General features: G+C 55.9%; 14 protein-coding genes and 1 pseudogene. 7 read left to right on the forward strand and 8 right to left on the reverse strand.

Going from position 1 to position 18,648, the window contains the following annotated elements:
- The first annotated feature begins 4 nt into the window (after positions 1-4).
- From RUH64_RS00790 to RUH64_RS00800, 3 genes are all read left to right on the forward strand, one after another.
- Positions 5-793: a 2-hydroxypenta-2,4-dienoate hydratase gene (locus RUH64_RS00790; protein WP_313810574.1), complete on the forward strand. Its 789-nt coding sequence runs from the start codon at positions 5-7 to the stop codon at positions 791-793.
- Between the two features lie 39 nt (positions 794-832).
- A complete protein-coding gene (locus tag RUH64_RS00795) occupies positions 833-2,695 on the forward strand; it encodes an aldehyde dehydrogenase family protein (RefSeq protein WP_313810576.1) in 1,863 nt (620 codons plus the stop codon).
- 201 nt (positions 2,696-2,896) lie between these two features.
- Positions 2,897-3,286, forward strand: a complete 390-nt coding sequence (locus tag RUH64_RS00800) for a riboflavin kinase (protein WP_313810577.1) — start codon at positions 2,897-2,899, stop codon at positions 3,284-3,286.
- 248 nt (positions 3,287-3,534) lie between these two features.
- Here the strand turns inward: RUH64_RS00800 and RUH64_RS00805 are convergent, their stop codons facing one another.
- The 5 genes from RUH64_RS00805 to RUH64_RS00825 all read right to left on the reverse strand — a co-directional run bounded on the left by RUH64_RS00805 (position 3,535) and on the right by RUH64_RS00825 (position 10,114).
- Entirely contained in the window at positions 3,535-4,500 is a 966-nt protein-coding gene (locus RUH64_RS00805; RefSeq protein WP_313810579.1) for a quinone oxidoreductase, read from the reverse strand.
- 611 nt (positions 4,501-5,111) lie between these two features.
- A complete protein-coding gene (locus RUH64_RS00810) occupies positions 5,112-5,810 on the reverse strand; it encodes an NAD(P)H-dependent oxidoreductase (RefSeq protein WP_313810581.1) in 699 nt (232 codons plus the stop codon).
- Positions 5,811-5,854: 44 nt separating this feature from the next.
- Entirely contained in the window at positions 5,855-6,382 is a 528-nt protein-coding gene (locus tag RUH64_RS00815) for a TetR/AcrR family transcriptional regulator (RefSeq protein WP_313810582.1), read from the reverse strand.
- Positions 6,383-6,601: 219 nt separating this feature from the next.
- Positions 6,602-8,086, reverse strand: a complete 1,485-nt coding sequence (locus tag RUH64_RS00820) for an MFS transporter (protein WP_313810584.1) — start codon at positions 8,084-8,086, stop codon at positions 6,602-6,604.
- Between the two features lie 648 nt (positions 8,087-8,734).
- Entirely contained in the window at positions 8,735-10,114 is a 1,380-nt protein-coding gene (locus RUH64_RS00825) for a PucR family transcriptional regulator ligand-binding domain-containing protein (protein WP_313810585.1), read from the reverse strand.
- 124 nt (positions 10,115-10,238) lie between these two features.
- On the opposite strand from RUH64_RS00825, the gene RUH64_RS00830 reads away from it, so the two are divergent.
- Positions 10,239-11,540: an NAD(P)/FAD-dependent oxidoreductase gene (locus tag RUH64_RS00830; RefSeq protein WP_313810586.1), complete on the forward strand. Its 1,302-nt coding sequence runs from the start codon at positions 10,239-10,241 to the stop codon at positions 11,538-11,540.
- A gap of 79 nt (positions 11,541-11,619) precedes the next feature.
- Here RUH64_RS00830 and RUH64_RS00835 read toward each other — a convergent pair whose 3' ends face one another.
- The gene (locus RUH64_RS00835; protein WP_313810587.1) at positions 11,620-12,144 is read right to left on the reverse strand and encodes an IclR family transcriptional regulator C-terminal domain-containing protein; all 525 of its coding nucleotides are present in this window, start codon (positions 12,142-12,144) and stop codon (positions 11,620-11,622) included.
- An 81-nt stretch (positions 12,145-12,225) separates the two neighbouring features.
- Positions 12,226-12,414 (reverse strand): annotated as a pseudogene (locus RUH64_RS16865) (helix-turn-helix domain-containing protein); the annotation flags it as partial.
- Between the two features lie 230 nt (positions 12,415-12,644).
- Here RUH64_RS16865 and RUH64_RS00840 point away from each other — a divergent pair.
- On the forward strand, positions 12,645-13,739 hold the full coding sequence (locus RUH64_RS00840; RefSeq protein ID WP_313810588.1) for an alcohol dehydrogenase family protein: 1,095 nt from the start codon (positions 12,645-12,647) through the stop codon (positions 13,737-13,739).
- A 59-nt stretch (positions 13,740-13,798) separates the two neighbouring features.
- Positions 13,799-14,833, forward strand: coding sequence for a proline racemase family protein (locus RUH64_RS00845; protein WP_313810589.1), 1,035 nt, complete (start codon positions 13,799-13,801; stop codon positions 14,831-14,833).
- A 208-nt stretch (positions 14,834-15,041) separates the two neighbouring features.
- Here the strand turns inward: RUH64_RS00845 and RUH64_RS00850 are convergent, their stop codons facing one another.
- A complete protein-coding gene (locus RUH64_RS00850) occupies positions 15,042-16,328 on the reverse strand; it encodes an MFS transporter (protein ID WP_313810591.1) in 1,287 nt (428 codons plus the stop codon).
- Between the two features lie 742 nt (positions 16,329-17,070).
- Here RUH64_RS00850 and RUH64_RS00855 point away from each other — a divergent pair.
- Entirely contained in the window at positions 17,071-18,558 is a 1,488-nt protein-coding gene (locus RUH64_RS00855; RefSeq protein WP_313810592.1) for an MFS transporter, read from the forward strand.
- The last annotated feature ends 90 nt before the right edge of the window (positions 18,559-18,648 follow it).

The following is an 18,648-nucleotide window of genomic DNA, read 5'->3' on the forward strand; positions in this document are numbered from 1 at the left end:
ACCTATGACGTTGAATATTGCAGAAACCGCGCAGAAGCTCATTGACGCCCGAACGCTGCGACAGCCGCTGGATTCATTGATTGATGAATCGTTGAATCCTACGACGGCGGACGCCTTCGCCGTGCAGCAGGAACTAGTACGGCGGAACGTCGCGGCGGGAGACGCCGTCGCGGGGTTCAAACTGGGCAACATCGCCAAGGCGATGCAGGATAAATTCGGTGTGGACGAACCCGACTACGGATATATTCTGGCCAGCCAGTTCTACCCGGAGAACCTGCGCATCAAGGAAACCGAGTTCATCGAGCCGTTTATTGAGCTTGAGCCTGGATTCGTCCTTAAAAAAGACCTCGGTGGGCCGCATGTCACGGCAGCAGAGGTCATGGCCGCCACGGACTTCGTTGTTCCTGCCCTGGAAATCATTGACTCGCGTATTAAGAACTGGAACATCGGCCTGTTCGACACCTTGGCAGACAACGGCTCCATCGGTGGCATTATCATCGGCGGACAGCCCCGCAAGCTATCGGAAGTGAATCTTGCCAATCAGCCCGGCGTGATTGAATTCGACGGCAAAGAGGTGGCCCGAGGCAACACCAATGAGGTCTACGGCAATCCGATCTCGGCGATCGCTTGGTTGTGCCGCAGGATTGCCGAATATGACGTGACCCTCAAGGCGGGACAGTTCATTCTCCCCGGCAGTTGCCTTGCCGCGGAGAAGATGATCCCGGGGACTTCCATTACCGGACGCTTTGAAGGCTGGGGAGAGATCTCCTTCGAGTACGCGGCAGCAAACTAATAGACCTGCACCAAGATTCAACGCAGAAAAGAGAACATCATGGCAGTGGCCATCGCACAGAGTACCGAGAACACCACCGAAGAACAGCTTGAAACCTATCTTGCCTCCGCGCAACGGGCCTTTGGACCCTGGGCCGCGACCAGCCCCGGCGAACGCGCCAATGTATTAGATGCGGTAGGCGATGGTTTGGACGCAGCGGCCGATGAGCTGGTCGCCGTCGCAATGGCAGAAACCAACCTTCCCGAGGCCCGCCTGCGCGGGGAGCTCAAGCGCACCAGCTTCCAGCTGCGCATTTTCGGTGAATTGCTGCGTGCCGGCGGATACTTGGATGCGCGCATTGACCATGCCGATGCACAGTGGCCCATGGGGGCGCCGCGTCCAGACCTGCGACGCACCCATATTCCACTGGGTCCCGTTGTGGTGTTCTCCGCCAGTAACTTCCCGTTTGCCTTCTCCACCGCTGGCGGAGATACTGCCAGCGCCTTGGCAGCAGGTAACCCGGTGATCGTCAAGGCCCATTCCGGACACCTTGAGCTCACCCGCTTGACCGGCGAGGTGGTCGTCAAGGCGCTGCAGGGTGCAGGTGCTCCCGAGGGATTGTTCCACGTGGTCTTCGGCACCGAAGCCGGCCGCCGGACACTGCTTGATCCGCGGATCAAGGCCGCAGGATTCACCGGTTCGATCCCCGGTGGCCGTGCGCTGATGAAGCTGGCGATGTCCCGCCCCGAACCTATCCCGTTCTACGGTGAATTGGGAAGCAACAACCCAGTGTTCGTCACCAAGGCAGCTGCAGACCTGCGCGGAGCGCAGATTGCCGCTGAATTCGTCGGATCTTTCTCGCTGAACTCGGGGCAGTTCTGCACTAAGCCGGGTACGCTGTTCATTCCCCGCGATTCCAACCTGCGTGAGCAGCTGGTGGAGCAGCAGTTGCCAGCAGGTTCGTTGATGCTCAACCAGCGTATTCATGAGGGCTTTACCCAGGTGCTTGGTGAGTTGTCGAACCATGAGCGCGTCGAGGTGCTGGTGCAGGGTGACGAACCTCTGGGTCAGGCCCCGTCACCAACCCTATTGGTGACGGGTATTGAAGATCTGCTGGCTGAGCCACATGTGCTCCAGGCCGAATGCTTCGGCCCCAGCGCACTCGTTGTGGAATATGACAATGAAGAGCAGCTGGTTGCCGCAGCCAAAACCTTTGAAGGGCAGCTCACCGCGACGCTGCAGGCAGAGGAAACTGACCAGGTTGCACCGCTGGTGGCAGAATTGGCGCACAAGGCGGGACGCGTCTTGTGGAACCAGTGGCCCACCGGAGTTTCGGTGACCTATGCGCAGCAGCACGGAGGCCCGTACCCTGCAACCACGTCAGCAGGTTCCACCTCGGTGGGCACCGCGGCGATCGAGCGCTTCCAGCGTCCTGTGGCCTTCCAGAACTTCCCGCAGCATCTGCTGCCGGCGGAACTTCAGGATGCCAATCCTGATTCGGTGCCGCAGCTGGTCAACGGGAAGCTGGGTACTGAGGTGGCGGCGATGGATTCAACTACAGCAGCGCCTGCCCGGGCAACGGTATTGCGCAACCTTCAGAACGCTTCGCTGAGCGATCTGGTGCTGAAGCCTACCGCCGTAGACGGCACTACACCCTCTGATGCCACCGACAATGTGATCTCATTGGACGCAGTAAAGGTGGACATCGGATTCTGGGCTTGTTCTCCTGGGGTTTTCGAAACTGCCCGGCAGGGTGTGAACGAGGTGATCTTGGTTCTGGAAGGATCCGGCACCCTGGTATCAGAAGACGGACACCGTGCCGCTCATGGTGTGGGAGACATCGTCGTCATACCGAATGGATTCCGCGGCACCTGGCATATCCACGAACAGTTTAAGAAACAGTACATTACTGCGTCGCTCTAACCTCGGCGCACTACGGGCGGGCCCTCTGACGATGAAATGTCGGAGGGCCCGCCGCAGTTAATAGCGGAAATCTCATTGACTGTGGGGTGCGGCACATCATAGAATGTAGTCATTAGATAAACACAATGATCAATAAGTGAACATTGTTAGGCACCGCTGGTGGCCCGGCGGGGTGGGCAGGAATCAAGAAAGGAGCACGCCATGCATGTGATTGAGGGAATTGTGGAGCACGGGGATGCCCGGGGCAGGGAACTGGGATTCCGCACCGCAAATATTGCCATGTCTCAAAATGATGAGCTCGATGGCGTGTGGGGTGCGCAGGTGCTGTTGCCTGACGGCCGACGCATCCTGGCTACGGTGTCCGTGGGGCGCCGCACCACTTTCTATCGCGAGGGTGGGCACGTGCTGCTCGAAGCTCACCTGCTTGATTTCAGCGAGGATCTCTATGGCCAGAAGCTTGTGGTTTTTCTTACCGACTTCCAGCGTCCGCAGGTCACCTACGTAGATGGCGCCTCGTTGATCAATCAGCTGCATCTAGATGTTGCGCAAACGCGTGAGCGTTCGCGGCATCGGTCGGCGGTGCCGGCATGAGCCTGCAGGCAGCGCCGGTGCGAACGGCGCCACCTACCTGGGCGGTGCAGCGTGTTGCCACGGTGATACAGCGCAATGACACGCTCTCGGGTAGCCGCCCCGATGCCAAGCGTGTTGCGCAAAAGGCGGGACTGAGTAAGAGTCTGGCTCGTCGGTGCATGATGTACCTGGCGACAAAGAACTGAATTGAAAAAGAGGAAGGCGCCGCGGGCGCCTTCCTCTTTCGGTGTGCGGTGTCGTCCTATGCCTTAGGGGATGAGTACCAGTGCGCCGGAGGTGCGCCGAGATTGTAAATCTTCATGGGCCTGAGCGGCATCCGCCAGTGCGTAGCTGCCACCAATATTAACGTTGAGTTCACCCTCTTGAATGCCGCGCAGCACCGACTCGGCGCGCCAGAGCAGTTCGGTGCGGTCTCGGGTGTAATCGCCGATGGTTGGGCGGGTAAGGAATAGCGATCCAGCGCGATTGAGATCCTGCGGGTCCATGGGCGCTACCGCGCCGCTGGCCGCTCCGAAGAGGGCAACGGTTCCGCGCACCCGGGTTGCCTCCAGCGAAGCGCGGAAGGTGGCCGTTCCAACGCCGTCGTAGCTCACCGCAACTCCTTCGCCACCGGTCAGTTCGCGTACCTGATTGGCGAGGTCGGGGCCGTAGGAGAGCACGTGTGAGGCACCCGCGGCGGAAGACAAGGCGGCCTTTTCTGCGCTGGAGACGGTAGTGATTACGGTGGCTCCGCGAGCCGCAGCCATCTGGGTTAACAACAGGCCGACCCCTCCCGCACCCGCATGAATCAGCACGTTGTCGTTCGGTTGAATGGAATACGTCGAGTGCGCCAAGTAATGGGCGGTCATGCCCTGCGCCAGGCTGGATGCCGCCCGCTGCGGGTCCAAGCCCAAGGGAACCCTAACGGCCGCCGCGGCAGGCACTGCAACTAACTCTGCGTAGGAACCGTGCGGCGAGGTCCATGCGACGCGGTCCCCGACGGCAATATCGGAAACCTCGGCACCTGCTTGAACTACTACACCCGAAGCCTCGTCTCCCGGGATGAAAGGCAGATCCGTCGGGTAGACGCCTTCTCGGTAGTAGGTGTCGATGAAGTTGACACCAATAGCTTCTGCGCGCACCAAGATCTCGGTAGAAGAAATGACGGGTTCGGCTACATCGGCGAGCCGCAACACTTCGGGCCCGCCGAACTCGGTGATCTGGATTGCCTTCATGACGCTACCTTTCGTTGAAACACGGCGAGGCAGACCCGGTGAAGCATTCTATGGAGCTGCTTATCCAGCACTCCAAAGCTTGGGTGGACCCCGTGAACTAGGGCGACAGGTCGATGTGCCGCTGAGGCGGCGTCGCCGGCATTCGGGGGATCGGTAATTTCACCGAGTCTGCCTCGTGGCGGTGCTTCTCGTCAAAAGCCCGCAATTACAGGGTAACCAAATATTCAATGAATGACCATAGTGTTCATTCTATGACTTCATATTTCACCTGTGGGCTCACTTGTTCGTTGGATTGTTGGTGATATGACGGGGTTCTAGAAACCATGGGTGGTGGCATGTCTGCTAACAACTGACATGAATTGCGCGGCGACTCTAATTCGGCCTTAACGGCGGAAATACCTGTTCGGAGTGGCTGCTTCGATGGCGGGGTGAGCGATTATTTTGGGGGATACGTTTGAGGCTCGGGCAAAGATCCGTTGCCGTGCCGCATGCCATTCCACTGTTGAATTATGGCCTTGAGCGAAATACCTGACATACATGCAGGACAAGCGCAAGAGGTCTCCCAAGGCTATCCAGGGGGAGTGGGCGTCCAGCCTTCGTTGCTCGGGTGCTTAATTGCGGAGTTTGACCGAAGTGTCGTAGTCGGCGTTTCGGGCATGTAGGTGGTCTTCTTTGGCATTACGCACGGTGCGGTCAACACGCAAGAATTCTCGAGCCCAACGAGCGGCATCTTGCAGCCCAGCATCTCGGTTCGGGGCGTTGTGATCACCTTCGATGTCAAAAATGAGATGGCTTTGGACATCGGTGATCCCGCAGTACGCGAAAGTGCCTACGTCTATCTGAGTCCGCATGGCTTCGTCATACCCGTACTTCGAGTAGGTTCGCTGAGTAGATCCGGCTATCCCCAGTAGGAGTGTGGGGATGCTTGGTAGAAGCGAGGCCGGGAGGTCTTGGGTACCGCGATCTTCTACGCCACTTCCGAACTGATAGGCCCAGCCGCCGGTGAAGACTCGTTCTATCCACCCCTTCATCATTGCAGGCATGCCCCACCAATACACAGGGTAGATGAACGCAAGTCGATCTGCGGCTTCAACCCGATCATGCATTTGCTGGATATCCTCGGGGACGGGTCCACCCCAGAAATGGGCATGGTCTGCATTGGTGAATCGGGGGTCGAATTGCTCCTGATGCAGATTTAGTAGATCGATTGAATATCCAGCATCGAGGAATGGCTGATGGAAGGCTCCAAGAACGGCATTGGGGTACGTGCCAGGTACGGGGTGGGCGAATACTGTTAAAAGATGTGGCATCGTTGTCCTTCTTTTTCTGAATTTCGATAACAAATTCGACGACGCTATCGTTTCGATGCGTCCAGTAGGGTGGCAGCCGCTGATCTGGCAGAGAATACGGCTTGGAGTCCCGCATACGGTGCTGCCGCTACGGCTCCTTCAAAGAGAACCAGAATCTGCGTCTGTAACTCGCTGTTATCACCTGTAGCGTCGTGGTCCACGAGGTCGGCCACAAGATCGCGAAGCTGCCGATGGTACTGGTCGATGATGAGCGCTATCTCCGGGATGAATCCCAACCCTTCGCCCCGAGCACGCAGGAATAGGCAGCCGCGTGCACCTTCCTCGCGTAGCCATCGTTCTAAATCCCCGAAGAATTCATCCACGTTGGTGGCTGCGATGCTGCTGAAGAACTTCTCGCTGCGAAGTTTTAGGGATGCTGCAATGAGCGAGTTCTTATTGCCCGCATGTTTATACAGGGTGCGAGTGGAAACGCCGATGGCTTGAGTGAGCTGATCCATCCCACTTCCGTTGAATCCATGTTGGTCGAAGAACTTTTCCGAACCACTAACGATCTGTTCCCTCAGGGTATCCATGCACCTAGAGTACAACGATCGTTTTACTTTGGCTACCGTGCTATTGGGTCGTTGTGAATCGACGACCTTTCGGCCAACGAATACGAGGTGTTCAGAGTTGGAAAATGAAATTTCGCGCTGCTTGACTCCAGATGGGTGCTGGGGCTTGCAAGTTACATCAGACGGGGGTCGAAACCGTTTGGTTACGACCCCCGTCTGAGTTCGCGCATGTATGGTGGATTATTTTGCGCCCGCTAATGGGAAGGTATTGGTGTCGATTTTTGGATCGTCGTCTTGATTGCCGGCGAGTGCCACAGCTTCTTCGTGCGTTGCCACGACTGGGAAGGAACCCAGCAGCGGTCGCCCAGCCGTTTCTCGCATCTTCACAAGCGCAATGAGCGCGATGAGGGAGAAAGCCATGACGTAGAGCGCTGGGGCATACCAATCCCCGGTGGTCTGAACCAGTGCCTGTGAAACCAGGGGCGTAGTACCTCCGAAGATTGAAATGGCGAGGTTGTGGGTAATGCCGACCCCCGTGTAGCGCGAGGCGGTAGGGAAGAGTTCGGACATGACGCATGCTGTCAGTGCCAAGAACGCTGAGCTTGGGACGGATACCATGAATAGCGCTAGGTAGAGTGCTGGCAGGGTTCCTGCCTGCATCACGGCGAAGGCTGGCAGCAAGAGCGCAAGGTTGCCGATGGTTGCGATCATGTACACCTTTTTACGACCCACTTTGTCTGCCAGCAAGGCGAACATTGGAATCATCGCCGCCTGGATTGCCAAGATGACTACGGCCGCAATGGCTGTGTGTGACGCGTGAACGCCAACCTGGGTTTCTAAATAGGTCGGCATGTAGCTGGTAAGGGTATAGGAGCTGGTTCCATCCGCTGCGATTAAGGCCATGCCTACCAGAATGTGGGGCCAGTACAGCTTGACGACCCTCGGCAGACTGTGACGGATGAAGATCGAATCTGGGTCGTGCTTGACCGGGGCTTCCGCGGCGGCTTCAAAGGCGGGGGACTCGGGCAAGCGACTGCGTAGTGAGACAGCGATGATACCGAGGGGCAGGGCGAGGAGGAACGGGACGCGCCATCCTCCGTTGAGCATGGCGTCGGGTCCGAAATTATTCTCGGCGATGATCGTAGTCAAGGCTACGACTCCGGCACCGGCTGCGAATCCCAGTTGTGAGCCCACATTGAGCAGCGAGGTCATGAAGGCCCGGCGTTTGTCGGGTGAGAATTCTGCAATATAGGTCGCGGCACCGGAGTATTCGCCGCCGGTGGAGAAACCTTGCAGCATTTTCAGCAGATACAGCGGAATGATGACCCAGAGTCCTACCTGAGATGCGCTGGGCAATAATCCGATAAGCGTCGTGGCCGCTGCCATTAGCATGATGGTGAACAGCATGACCTTGCGCCGGCCGATGCGATCGCCGAGCGGGCCAAGGACCATTCCGCCGATGGGGCGTACAACAAAAGATACGGCGAAACCCAAAAGCGTAACGAGCAGACCCCATGACTGGTCCATACCTTCGGTGAACACCTGAGTCATGAGTACCGCGAGGTATCCGTAGACTCCGATGTCGTACCATTCGATGAAGTTGCCGACTCCCGCGCCTATTTGGGCTTGGTGAAGGGACTTCTTATCGGCAACTATGCAGTCTTCTGCCCGTAGCCGCCGTGAAGGCCCGCTGAGCTGATTTCGTTGTGGTAGTGACTCTGACATTTTCCGCCTTGTAAATCTTCTGCAGCCGTTACTGGTGTCCACGTCAGGGGCAGCGAAGTGCTCTCTGTCTGACCCCGGTGTTCAGGCCCGCTGCGTTTCCTGCTGAAATGCTCTCGTGGGGACTCGATGTGTTGGACGAGTGGTGGTCTCGGGTCGCGGGGCCGAGGTGGTGCTGGTGGGTTTTCGCGAGCCTTAGTCCATAAATTGTGTTCATTGAATGATCATGATGATTACCTGATGGATAAAAGAGTAGAGGGAATCCTGTGATCCAGTCAACACTACTTCTCGCATTGTGAAACAAGCGTGCGCTTCATGGTTGTTCAAAATGGGCGGTGAATACTCGGCGCCTTGCAGGAACTTGGCGAACCTCTGCCATGGATCAACTCGGCAATAGCGCGATTTGAGTCGATGAGGAAATGCGGCTCCAGCAGACTTGCTTGTCTCACCAGAATCGAGGCCGTGCTGCTAAATTCTGAACGGCCAATGTGGGCATTCCAGAGAGCCCACTATCTCTTGGAGGGAATAACGCTCCTGAGGTATTGGGGCAAAGGAGGGGCGAGCGGTGAACCTAAAGCAACCTACGTTGAAGTAACTGCGGGAAGGCTTCTAATATGGTTTCACCGGCCGAGTGCTACTGTCCGGTTCTGCTTACTCGCGCTTTAAATTCTGCCAAGCCTGACGGGCAAGATACAACTCGGATAGATCGGCCACTCGCCGCACGCTGCGTGAACACAGAGACTCGGCCTGGCGAATCCGATAAACCAAGGTCTGGCGGTGGATGCCCAACGCGGCGGCGGTGTTCTGCCATTGCAGATCATGGTCCAATAGTGCGAATAGCGATTCCCGGTAGGTTCGCACTGACGCCGTGTCTGCCATGAGGGGACCGAGCACGCTGGTGATGATCTGCTCGGCTTCGCTGGTCGACCGGGCAAGAAGGGACACTTGTGTGCCGGAAAACTTGCTTAGTGGCTGTTGGTCTGTGGCATCTTGTAACGCACTACGTGCTTCTTCGAAGGCGCCGGAGAGATCTGCAAATTTGTAGTGCGCAGCGCTCACCCCCAGGTGGATGCCGGTATTGTGGGAGAGCTCTTCAACAACTGACAGGTCTCGTTCTCGCACCGCAGCGACGGCCTGCTGTTTCCAAGTCGCGGCGAGGGGAGTGAGGCCAAGCAGTGCAAGAGTCATAGCTATGAGCCCCAATTCCGATTCTGCAGCGCATACCAGGCGGAATGGCTCATCTGAACGCAACCATCGTCCAGACTGAATTTCACCCTCGCTCAGCCTCCCGTCTAGCGCCAATCGCAGCGAGGTATCGGCAGCGGTGATGGCGTTGTCGGCTTCCTGAAGAAGTGTATTGGCGTCTACTGTCAGGATTTGTTTGAGGTGAACCAACACCAGCGAATCAATCTGTGCATCCACCGAAAGCAATAATTGGGTGGCCCGGAGCGTAGGTAGGGAATGACGGCGGATTGCGGTAGCCGGCATCGCCCCGATCACTAGGCAGCCGGTAGCGGTATCTTGCACTGCCACTTTGACCCCACAAAGCTTTTCCAGCCATACACCTCGACGCTTTTCTGCCTTGGAGCGGCTTCCTGCCTCTTGATAGAGCCGTGACAAGATGAGCACCCCCCGATTTAGTTCATTGGTCGTCACCGCTGCAACAGTCCTAGCAATGACAATAAATGGGGTCTGTGGTCCGGTCGACAATAACGGGAAAGCGAGCTTGTCCGCTTCGGCAAGCATCTCCGGGCTTAGGGCAGGTGCCAAGCCATCTTGACCAACTGTCATTCCAGCAATGCCTGCCTGGTGGGCGCGCTGAATGAACTCAACTTGTGCTGCAGGTACCACCGGGAGGTTCAACCCCAAGGTCATCAGCAGTTCTTCTTCGCCAAGCCAATGCCACGGATCTGCGGATTCGCTTGTCTGAGCCCATCGCACCGTTCGATTCAAACCGCGTGACCCGGCAATGACCGTAGTGTCAAGCGTGGGGTCGGCAATGACATCGGCAACGGTTAACAGTGATGACAACTGCAACTCCTTAGCAAAGAGAATGAAAATTTACGGAATATCTTACCTTTGTACAAAGGATTATTGTTGCGATCTTTCCTATTGTCGTTTTCAAGAGAATTCATTGAATAGAAGGAAGCTTGGCATGAGCGAAAACTACGATACCGATGTCATTGTGATCGGAGCGGGACTGGCTGGAGCTACCGCGGCCCGCGAATTGGGCGCACGCGGCATCGAAACGATCGTCTTAGAAGCCCGCGACCGCCTGGGCGGTCGACTCTTTACCGAACAGCGATTCGGCAAGCACCTTGAACTCGGCGGCAACTGGATGCACTGGACGCAGCCACATGTGTGGGCTGAAGTTACCCGCTATGGCCTAGAGGCAGACCGACTGGCCCGAGCAGAAGAAACCTTCTGGTTTGCCAACGGGGAGCTGCAGAAGGGTGATCTGCCGGGGTTCATGGAATTGATCGACCCGGGGATGGAGGCATTGGTAGGAGATGCAGGCAAGTTGCTGCCTCGTCCGGACCTTGTTGCCGACGGGGAAGAATTTGCGTCCGCCGATCAATTGACCTTGCAACAGGCGCTAGACGCATTGGATCTTAGTGATGATGAACGTCAGGCCAATGAAGCGGCTTGGGTAGGTCACTGCAACGGACCGTTGGACCAGGTTGGATTCAGCGCGGCAATACGCTGGACCGCTGCAACGTCCGGTGCCTGGAAGGTCATGCACGAGGCAAGCTCGGTGTACCGCCTTAAGGATGGCAACGACCAGCTGGTGAAGTCCATTGCCGCAGACGTCAAGGGTGAAATTCGGCTCAATTCCCCGGTGACGGCAATTGCCCATGACGCGCAGGGCGCCACCGTCTCGTTGGCAGATGGTTCGACGCTGCGAGCGAGAAAGGTTATTCTGACGGCTCCGTTGAATATCCTGCATGAATTGGATATCACTCCGGCGCTTTCGGAGACCAAGCGAGAGGCCAGCCAAGCCGGAACTGCTTCTCAAGGTGTGAAGTTGTGGATCCGTGTCAAGGGTCCCATTAAGCCTTTTTTTGCCTACTCCACCAAGGATCACCCGCTTTCGGTGGTGCGCACGGAGTTTGTCGGTGAGGACGACGCTGTTCTCGTATCCTTTGGCGCCGATGCCTCGCGTATCGACGTCACCAGCATTGAGCAGGTATCCAAGGCGCTGAACGTATGGCGTGATGATCTTGAGGTACTTGAGATTGCCGCTCATGATTGGAACGCGGACCCCTACGCCAAAGAGACGTGGCTGATCCATCGACCAGGTGCCTACTCGCAGAGCCAGGCAGAGCTGCAGCGTCCAGAAGGTAACCTGCATCTTGCCGGTGCTGACATTGCCAATCTCTGGGCTGGATTCTTCGACGGTGCTATCGAGAGCGGTCTACGCGTCGCCAGGGAAGTAGCTGACGAGCTCGCAAGCTAATACATTGCCTAATACGATAGCTGTCCGGTAGCCTTTTGGTTGCCGGGCAGCTGTCTGTCTGCGCCGAGTTGGCGAGGCTTCAGGCCTCGGAGTTCCTCGGTCCGAGAATGCGACCGATTTCTGCGGCCGCCTTAATGAGGTGCCCTGAAATGGCTTGCTCGCCTTGCATTTTCATTCGTTCAGAGGGGCCATAGGAAGCAATGGCTCCGATGATTTTTTCCTCGGCATCACGAACCGGAACGCTCAGTGAGTAGAGTCCAATTTCTAATTCACCATCGAGTACGGCGAACCCTTGAGTTCTAATCTGTGCGAGTTCTCGGAGCAGCACATCTTGTGACGTGATGGTGTGGGCGGTGAACTTTTCAAGTTTCTCCGGCAGTAAATGGAGGACTTGCTCCTTCGACAGTTCGCTGAGCAAGAGCTTTCCTGAGCTACTTGCGTGCGGAGGAAAGGGTTTGCCGACCAGCTGTTCTTCGATAGTGAGTATCCTTCGTGCTGTACCCTCAGCGACGATGTCAAAAGATCCGCCTGGTCCAGACAGCGCGAAATTGACGGTTTCGTTGACGACTTGGGCGTACTTATCCAAGATCGGCTTGACCTTCATTGCCAAGCCTTGATCCAAATGTGGCAGGCGACTGAGCCGTAGAAGTTCCCAACCCAAATGGTAGGTTGCGTCAGTCCGTTCAACATAGGACGCTGCTTCGAGGCTGAGCAACATGCGAAATACTGTGGGGCGCGAGTTCCCTGTAGCTTCGGCAAGATCCGTTGCGGTAGCGCCGTTGGGGAACCTGCCTAGCGCTGAAAGTATTCCCAGCGCCTTCAACACCGACTTATTCGCGAGATTATTCGGCTCGCTGGCGGGGGCTTCACTCATCGTTGGCAGACCTTCCTGATGTTTCAGTCATTTTTTCACATTGACCGTCGAGAAACATTTCTGCTCGTTATTGGCTAGGTCTTGACCCGCCCTCGTTTGAATTCTAGATTAGCTTACAGCGTTCAACTTTTAAACGCATGCGTTCAATTTTTGAACGAAAGTGAATCTCTTCTTCCTGAAGCACCCCAAAAGAGGCTGCCGGGAAATGTTCTATGAGAAAGGGCTTATGAATGACTGAAATCCAGACAATGGCGGCGGTGCTTTTGACCGGACACGGCGGCATCGACAAGCTTGATTACCGGACCGACGTTGCGGTGCCTCACCCACAGGCCGGCGAAGTGTTAATTAACGTCAAGGCCTCGGCCGTCAATAACACTGATGTGAACACGCGCATCGGATGGTATTCAAAGCAGATTTCCGTAGCTACTGAACGTGGAGGAGCAAGCGGATTCGAGGATACCGATGAAGAGGATGCCAGCTGGTCCGGAGCGTCGCTAAAGTTTCCGTTGATTCAGGGGGCAGATGTCTGCGGTCGGATCGTTGCCGTGGGGGAGGGCGTGGACGAGTCACGTATTGGTGAGCGGGTGCTGGTTCGCAATATGCTGCGTAGTTATGTGGATTACCGCCCCTGGGAGTGCTGGACGTTTGGCAGCGAATGCAATGGCGGTTTCGCTCAATATGCGGTTGCTCCGTCACGTGAGACCTATGCAGTAAACAGCGATTGGAGCGACGAGGAGCTTGCTGCAGTACCTTGTGCGTACTCAACGGCGGAACTCATGCTTGACCGCGCCGGTGTAGAAGCTGAAGAACGAGTGCTGATCACTGGCGCTTCCGGGGGCGTGGGTTTGGCTGCGGTGCAACTTGCTAAACGTCGTGGAGCCTACGTGATCGCCTTGAGCGGCGCATCGAAGGCTCAGACTGTTCTGCAGCAAGGGGCTGACGAGGTACTAGACCGGACGGCTGACTTGTCCAAGGACTTGGCGGAACCGGTGCATGTAGTGCTGGACGTCGTATGTGGCGACGGTGTAAATGAGCGGTTGTCGGCGCTGCGCAAAGGCGGCCGTTACGCGATTGCGGGAGCCATTGGGGGGCCGAGCACACAGGTGGACCTGCGCACTATTTACCTGAATGATCTACGTGTTTTGGGCTGCACTTTTCAGGATGACCACATCTTCGAAAACCTGATCGGCTACGTGGAACGCAATGAAATTCGACCATATGTCGCCAAGGTCTACCCTCTGGAACAAATAGCTCAAGCGCAGGAGGACTTCCTGTCGAAATCGAATATGGGCAAGCTCGTTCTCGTACCGCCGGCCGTTAACTGATAATGGCAGCCGCTGCGGTGAAATAGACACGGAGAGAAACAAAGATGGCATATAGAAGAATGTTTGATGCCGTGGAGGTCCATGAGGGTGCTCCATTGCGAGTGATTACCAGCGGAGTACCGACCATACCTGGCGACTCGGTATATGAAATGGCACGTTGGATGGAAGCCAACGATGACCAGCTACGAAAGTTGATGCTGTGCGAGCCGCGGGGAGTGCCCGCGTTATGTGCCAATCTCATCGTTCCAGCAAAAGACCCGCGTGCCGAGGCGGGGTTCATCATCATGGAGCAAGTTGAATATCCGGTAATGAGTGGTGGCAACGTGCTGGCCGTGGCAACTGCCCTGCTGGAAACGGGAATGGTGAGAATGCAGGAACCGGTAACCGCTTTCAACCTTGAAGCCCCCGCTGGTCTGATTCCGATTACCGCCGAGTGTAAGAATGGAAAAGCCACACAGGTAACTTTTCAAAATGTTCCATCTTTTCCTGTGTATATCGACGAAGTTATTGATGTCCCTCACCTTGGGCCAGTCACAGTCGATGTCGCATGTGGAGGCATGTTCTACGTGATTATTGACGCCACGCAGTTCAAGGATTTGGAATTGGCTCCGGATCGCGGCAAAGAGATCATTAGGATTTCCGCATTGGTGACCAAGGCCGCTCAGGAACAACTGCCTGTAAGCCACCCTGACTATCCAGGGATCGGAATTACCCTATCGATCATGCGAGAACCATCGCCGACAACGGGCGTGGATATCCGAACCTCAAACGTGATGCTTTCCGGAGAGGTGGAATTCGACAGGCCTGAAACATGGACAGGGGCTTTAGACCGGGGATGTTGCGGTACCGGAACCTGCGCCATCATGGCGGTGGAATATGAAAAGGGAAACCTGAAAGTCGGAGACTCCCTGATTAACGAAGGACTCATGGGAATTCGCTTCACTGGCAAGGTTGTAGACGAAGTCGTGCTGCACGGCAGGAAGGCGATTGTTCCCACTATCGGCGGTCAGTGTTGGATTTCAGGCTTTAGCAAGTATGTATTGGATTCAACGGATCCTTTCCCTGAGGGCTTCACCATCGGCGATATTTGGTAGCCATTAAGCAGCTACAAGGTGGGTGCCAGTAATTTATGATCAGTAGGAACATCGGTGAAGCCGTGAGCTCGTGCGAGTTCACGGCTTCACCGATGTTCCTATGCCCTTGCGCTAAATGCAGATTCTTAGGCGGAGGATTCTACAAAATCAACTAAAATACATTGTTTTCGAACCCGCTCGGATTGAAGTGAAGGGCCTCGAACGAGGATCACTCGGTGAAACATGGAGCCTGTTCCGTACTTTTGTGGGAGGGCGCCGGTGGAAGTGGGATGATCTCCATCAGCATAGTGATCGGTGTGACAGAGAAACGTGGTTTGATTGCACAAGCTGCCAAGCTGAACCCCGCTGCAACATAGAACGGCATTGCGGCCCCATAGTGATCCATGAGCAACCCGAGAGCGGGGGTAGCTGCTGCTTGTCCCAAGGCGATCACTAGGAACGCCATGCCGACTCCTACTGATTGAGACCGGTAATAGACCTGAGTCGACCAAATCAACAGAAAGCCTGCAGCTGTGGTGTATGCGGCACCAAACAACGCCATGGATAGCAACCCTAGGATAGCGCTGTGTGGGGCGAGAACTAACATGACGGACGCTGCGCTGACGCTCAAGCTCCCAAACAACCAGCAGGTCATGAGCCCAAAGTGAGAAGTGAGGCTACCTGCAGCGGCCCCAACCAAACCTGTTGCGCCTAGTAGCACCCAGGCTGCAGTCGTGACATTCGCTGAGTGCTCGCCGATGGTAACCAGAAATTCTCTACCGAAGGTTAACATTGCTGTGGAGCTTGCGCCGAGCAACGCAGAAGCAATAAGTAGCCGCGCGCTTCCACTAGGGAATAACGGTCGGGGAAGCCATCGCGCCTTGAACGATCGACGTTCGATCTGAAACGGCGGCGCCGAGTTCGGTGTGCGCTTCGGAGCGCTAAGGGAGATCCAAATCGTGGCTCCCACTGCCAGAACTGCAAATAGCAGCCAGGCAATGCGCCACTGGCTAGCAGCCATCAAAGCGATCGGAACGCTAATAACCACGCCGACACCCGAGCCAGAGTTCACCACGGTCTGCACACGATTCTGATACTTCTGTGCCACGCTTTCAGCAACAACCGTGGCCAGGGGCGGTGACACCAGCCCTGTGCACAACCCCGTGGCTCCCACTGCGATTCCAAGGACGGTGGCATTCGGGGCCACCGCAATGCCGGTCATGGAAGCTGCGGCAAGAATCCCAGAGGCAATGATTAGATTGCGGGCACCGAGGGTAGCCGTCAGCAAAGTTGCCATGATGATCGCTACGCAATAAGCAATATATGAGGCTGAGGCGAAGATGCCAACGGTTGACGGCGACAAGCTGAACTCGGTTCGGAAAACTGGGGTAAAAAATCCAAAGCCGAAACGGGCGAGCCCATAACATACCGCGATCAACGCGACGCCGGAGCCGGTGAGATTCAGTGTTGGGTAAGCGCTCAGGGGCTTGCGCTTACGGAGCAGGGTGGTGTTCACTTCACCTTCTCAATCAAGGAAGCGGGTTCAAGGGAATGACGATTGAGGTCGCCAGAAAAGTTGACCTGTGCTCAAAGTGAGTCAGGTTCAATGCCGCCCTAGAATTCTCGGGCGGTGTGATGGATGAGAACGGCCGTCGCTAACGCGTGAGCGTTAACGACGTGCCGGGCGTTCGCCCTGCCCTGGCGCTGAAACTGCTGGTAAGAAAGGCTGCAAGCGTCTCTATGGGTGCAGTTTGATGAGCCGTGGCCGTGGCATAACGGCGGGTGTCATCAAAGCAGCTGAAGCAGATCATGGTGGTGCCCCGCGGATCAGAGGTGCGAAGGGATGGGGTTATTCAGCGGACGCATTAATCACTGTGTGAACGCTGAATACAGCCACGCTACCAGCTGATCTGCACTTCACGCTAGGTGGCGTCGAAAGCAATTCAAGGTTTGCATCGACGGATGCCGAAGAAAAAGCTTCCATGAGCCTTCGAGATAATCCGACTCTTCAACTCCTTCCATGTCAACACCGAATCCTCGAGGGAAGCGGGTTCCGGAATTTCTGTGCGGGACGTAGGGACAACTAGAAATTTTTTGAAAACGTGTTGTAAATCACCGGGTATTAATGTTCACTAGATAAATCAAGTGATCATTAGTTGAACGCTTGAGGTGGTGTTTCGGATCTCGGTCAGTGAAAGATTCAAGCACCCATCAGGGCTAATGGGGCCCCTACTATTCCCGGCAGGAAAGAGAACACGGTGAGCGAAACATCGAAGGCGCAGCGCCCAGCGTTGCCAAAAACCACTCGACGGCTGCGTGCCGATGATTGCATTGTCGTAGATAAGGTTGAGCTGCGCCGAGCGCAGATTGGTGCTGGCATTGGCAACTTTATCGAGTGGTATGACATCGGCGTCTATGGTTACTTGGCGGTGACTATGACCTCGGTATTCACCGCAGGCATGGATCAAAGCATGGGCTTGCTGGTCACGCTGCTGGGTTTTGCCGTGTCATTTGTGGTTCGCCCGCTCGGAGGCATGATTCTTGGGCCGATTGGAGACAAGATCGGTCGACGGAAGGTGATGTTCTTTACGATTGCGTTGATGGCCGCGGCAACAACGCTGATTGGGTTGCTGCCTACAGCGAGCCAGGTTGGGCTCTGGGTCATTATTCCGTTGTATCTGCTGAAGATGATGCAGGGCTTCTCTACGGGTGGAGAGTACTCCGGCGCCGCGACGTACGTGGCTGAATTCTCTCCGGACAATCGTCGTGGTTTCATGACCGCCCTGCTGAACTCCGGATCCATGCTGGGATTCGCTGCCGGCGCAGCAGTGGTAGCGGTGACGACGATGCTTACAACCTCGGCATGGGGCGAGAATGCCATGCTTGACGGTGGTTGGCGAATTCCGTTCCTGGTCGCGTTGCCGCTGGGCATTATTGCCATCATGCTTCGCCATCGAATTCCTGAATCTCCGAGTTTTGAAGCGGCTCAAGAACTATCCGATGCCGATAATGTGAACCCGATCTTTGTTCGACACAATCTGCCTAATATTTTCCGTTTCTACTGGCCGCAGATTCTGATCGGATGCGCGTTGATTGCTGCGGACGGAACCTCTTCATATATGCTCACCAGCTATATGCCAACGTATCTTGAGGCCGAGGTTGGTTCACCGGCGGTTCATACGGCCATTGCGGCTGTAGCGGTGCTTGTCCTTCAGGCGATCCTCATTCCTGTCGTTGCTGTTTGGTCCGATAAAATCGGTCGACGCCCGATCTATTTCATGGCCACCATTGGTAACTTGATCCTGCTGATTCCAGCATTCTCGTTGATGCATGTGGGCGAGTTGTGGTCGCTCTACCTTTCATTGGCCATGGTGATGGTGCCCAGCGCGTTTTTCCTCGCGTTGACCGGTTCGGTGATGTCTGAGCTATTCCCTACGGCATCCCGCTACGGGGGAGTGGGCGTAACCCACAATCTGGCGATCTCGATTTTCGGTGGTACAACTCCGTTGGTGAGCCAGATTCTGGTGAATGTTACAGGAAATCATTTCGCGCCAGCCTACTACATTATGTTCTTCTCGGCGGTGGCTCTTTTGGTGACCTTCAAATTGCGTGAAACCGCCTCTCGTCCTCTACTCGGATCAGTGCCGGTGGTTCGAAGCATGGAAGAAGCCGGGGCGCTTGCCAGTGGCCAGGATTCCAATGAGCATCTGGATACCTCCACAATGATGCTGGTTACCCGAGGGTAGCTTTGGTCTTAGGCATGGAAGGGTGCTGTGCGTTGAATTGGTATTCGGTTCATTGCACGGCACTCTTTTTGTATTCATTCTATGAACATA

It is taken from the genome of Glutamicibacter sp., from assembly GCF_032154645.1.
In the GTDB taxonomy this organism is placed as follows: domain Bacteria; phylum Actinomycetota; class Actinomycetes; order Actinomycetales; family Micrococcaceae; genus Glutamicibacter.

Excerpts from the sequence above, each read along its gene's own strand:
- RUH64_RS00790 (WP_313810574.1), top strand. The coding sequence starts at position 5 with ATGACGTTGAATATTGCAGAAACCGCGCAGAAGCTCATTGACGCCCGA.
- RUH64_RS00795 (WP_313810576.1), top strand. The coding sequence starts at position 833 with ATGGCAGTGGCCATCGCACAGAGTACCGAGAACACCACCGAAGAACAG.
- RUH64_RS00800 (WP_313810577.1), top strand. The coding sequence starts at position 2,897 with ATGCATGTGATTGAGGGAATTGTGGAGCACGGGGATGCCCGGGGCAGG.
- RUH64_RS00805 (WP_313810579.1), bottom strand. The coding sequence starts at position 4,500 with ATGAAGGCAATCCAGATCACCGAGTTCGGCGGGCCCGAAGTGTTGCGG.
- RUH64_RS00810 (WP_313810581.1), bottom strand. The coding sequence starts at position 5,810 with ATGCCACATCTTTTAACAGTATTCGCCCACCCCGTACCTGGCACGTAC.
- RUH64_RS00815 (WP_313810582.1), bottom strand. The coding sequence starts at position 6,382 with ATGGATACCCTGAGGGAACAGATCGTTAGTGGTTCGGAAAAGTTCTTC.
- RUH64_RS00820 (WP_313810584.1), bottom strand. The coding sequence starts at position 8,086 with ATGTCAGAGTCACTACCACAACGAAATCAGCTCAGCGGGCCTTCACGG.
- RUH64_RS00830 (WP_313810586.1), top strand. The coding sequence starts at position 10,239 with ATGAGCGAAAACTACGATACCGATGTCATTGTGATCGGAGCGGGACTG.
- RUH64_RS00835 (WP_313810587.1), bottom strand. The coding sequence starts at position 12,144 with ATGAAGGTCAAGCCGATCTTGGATAAGTACGCCCAAGTCGTCAACGAA.
- RUH64_RS00840 (WP_313810588.1), top strand. The coding sequence starts at position 12,645 with ATGACTGAAATCCAGACAATGGCGGCGGTGCTTTTGACCGGACACGGC.
- RUH64_RS00845 (WP_313810589.1), top strand. The coding sequence starts at position 13,799 with ATGTTTGATGCCGTGGAGGTCCATGAGGGTGCTCCATTGCGAGTGATT.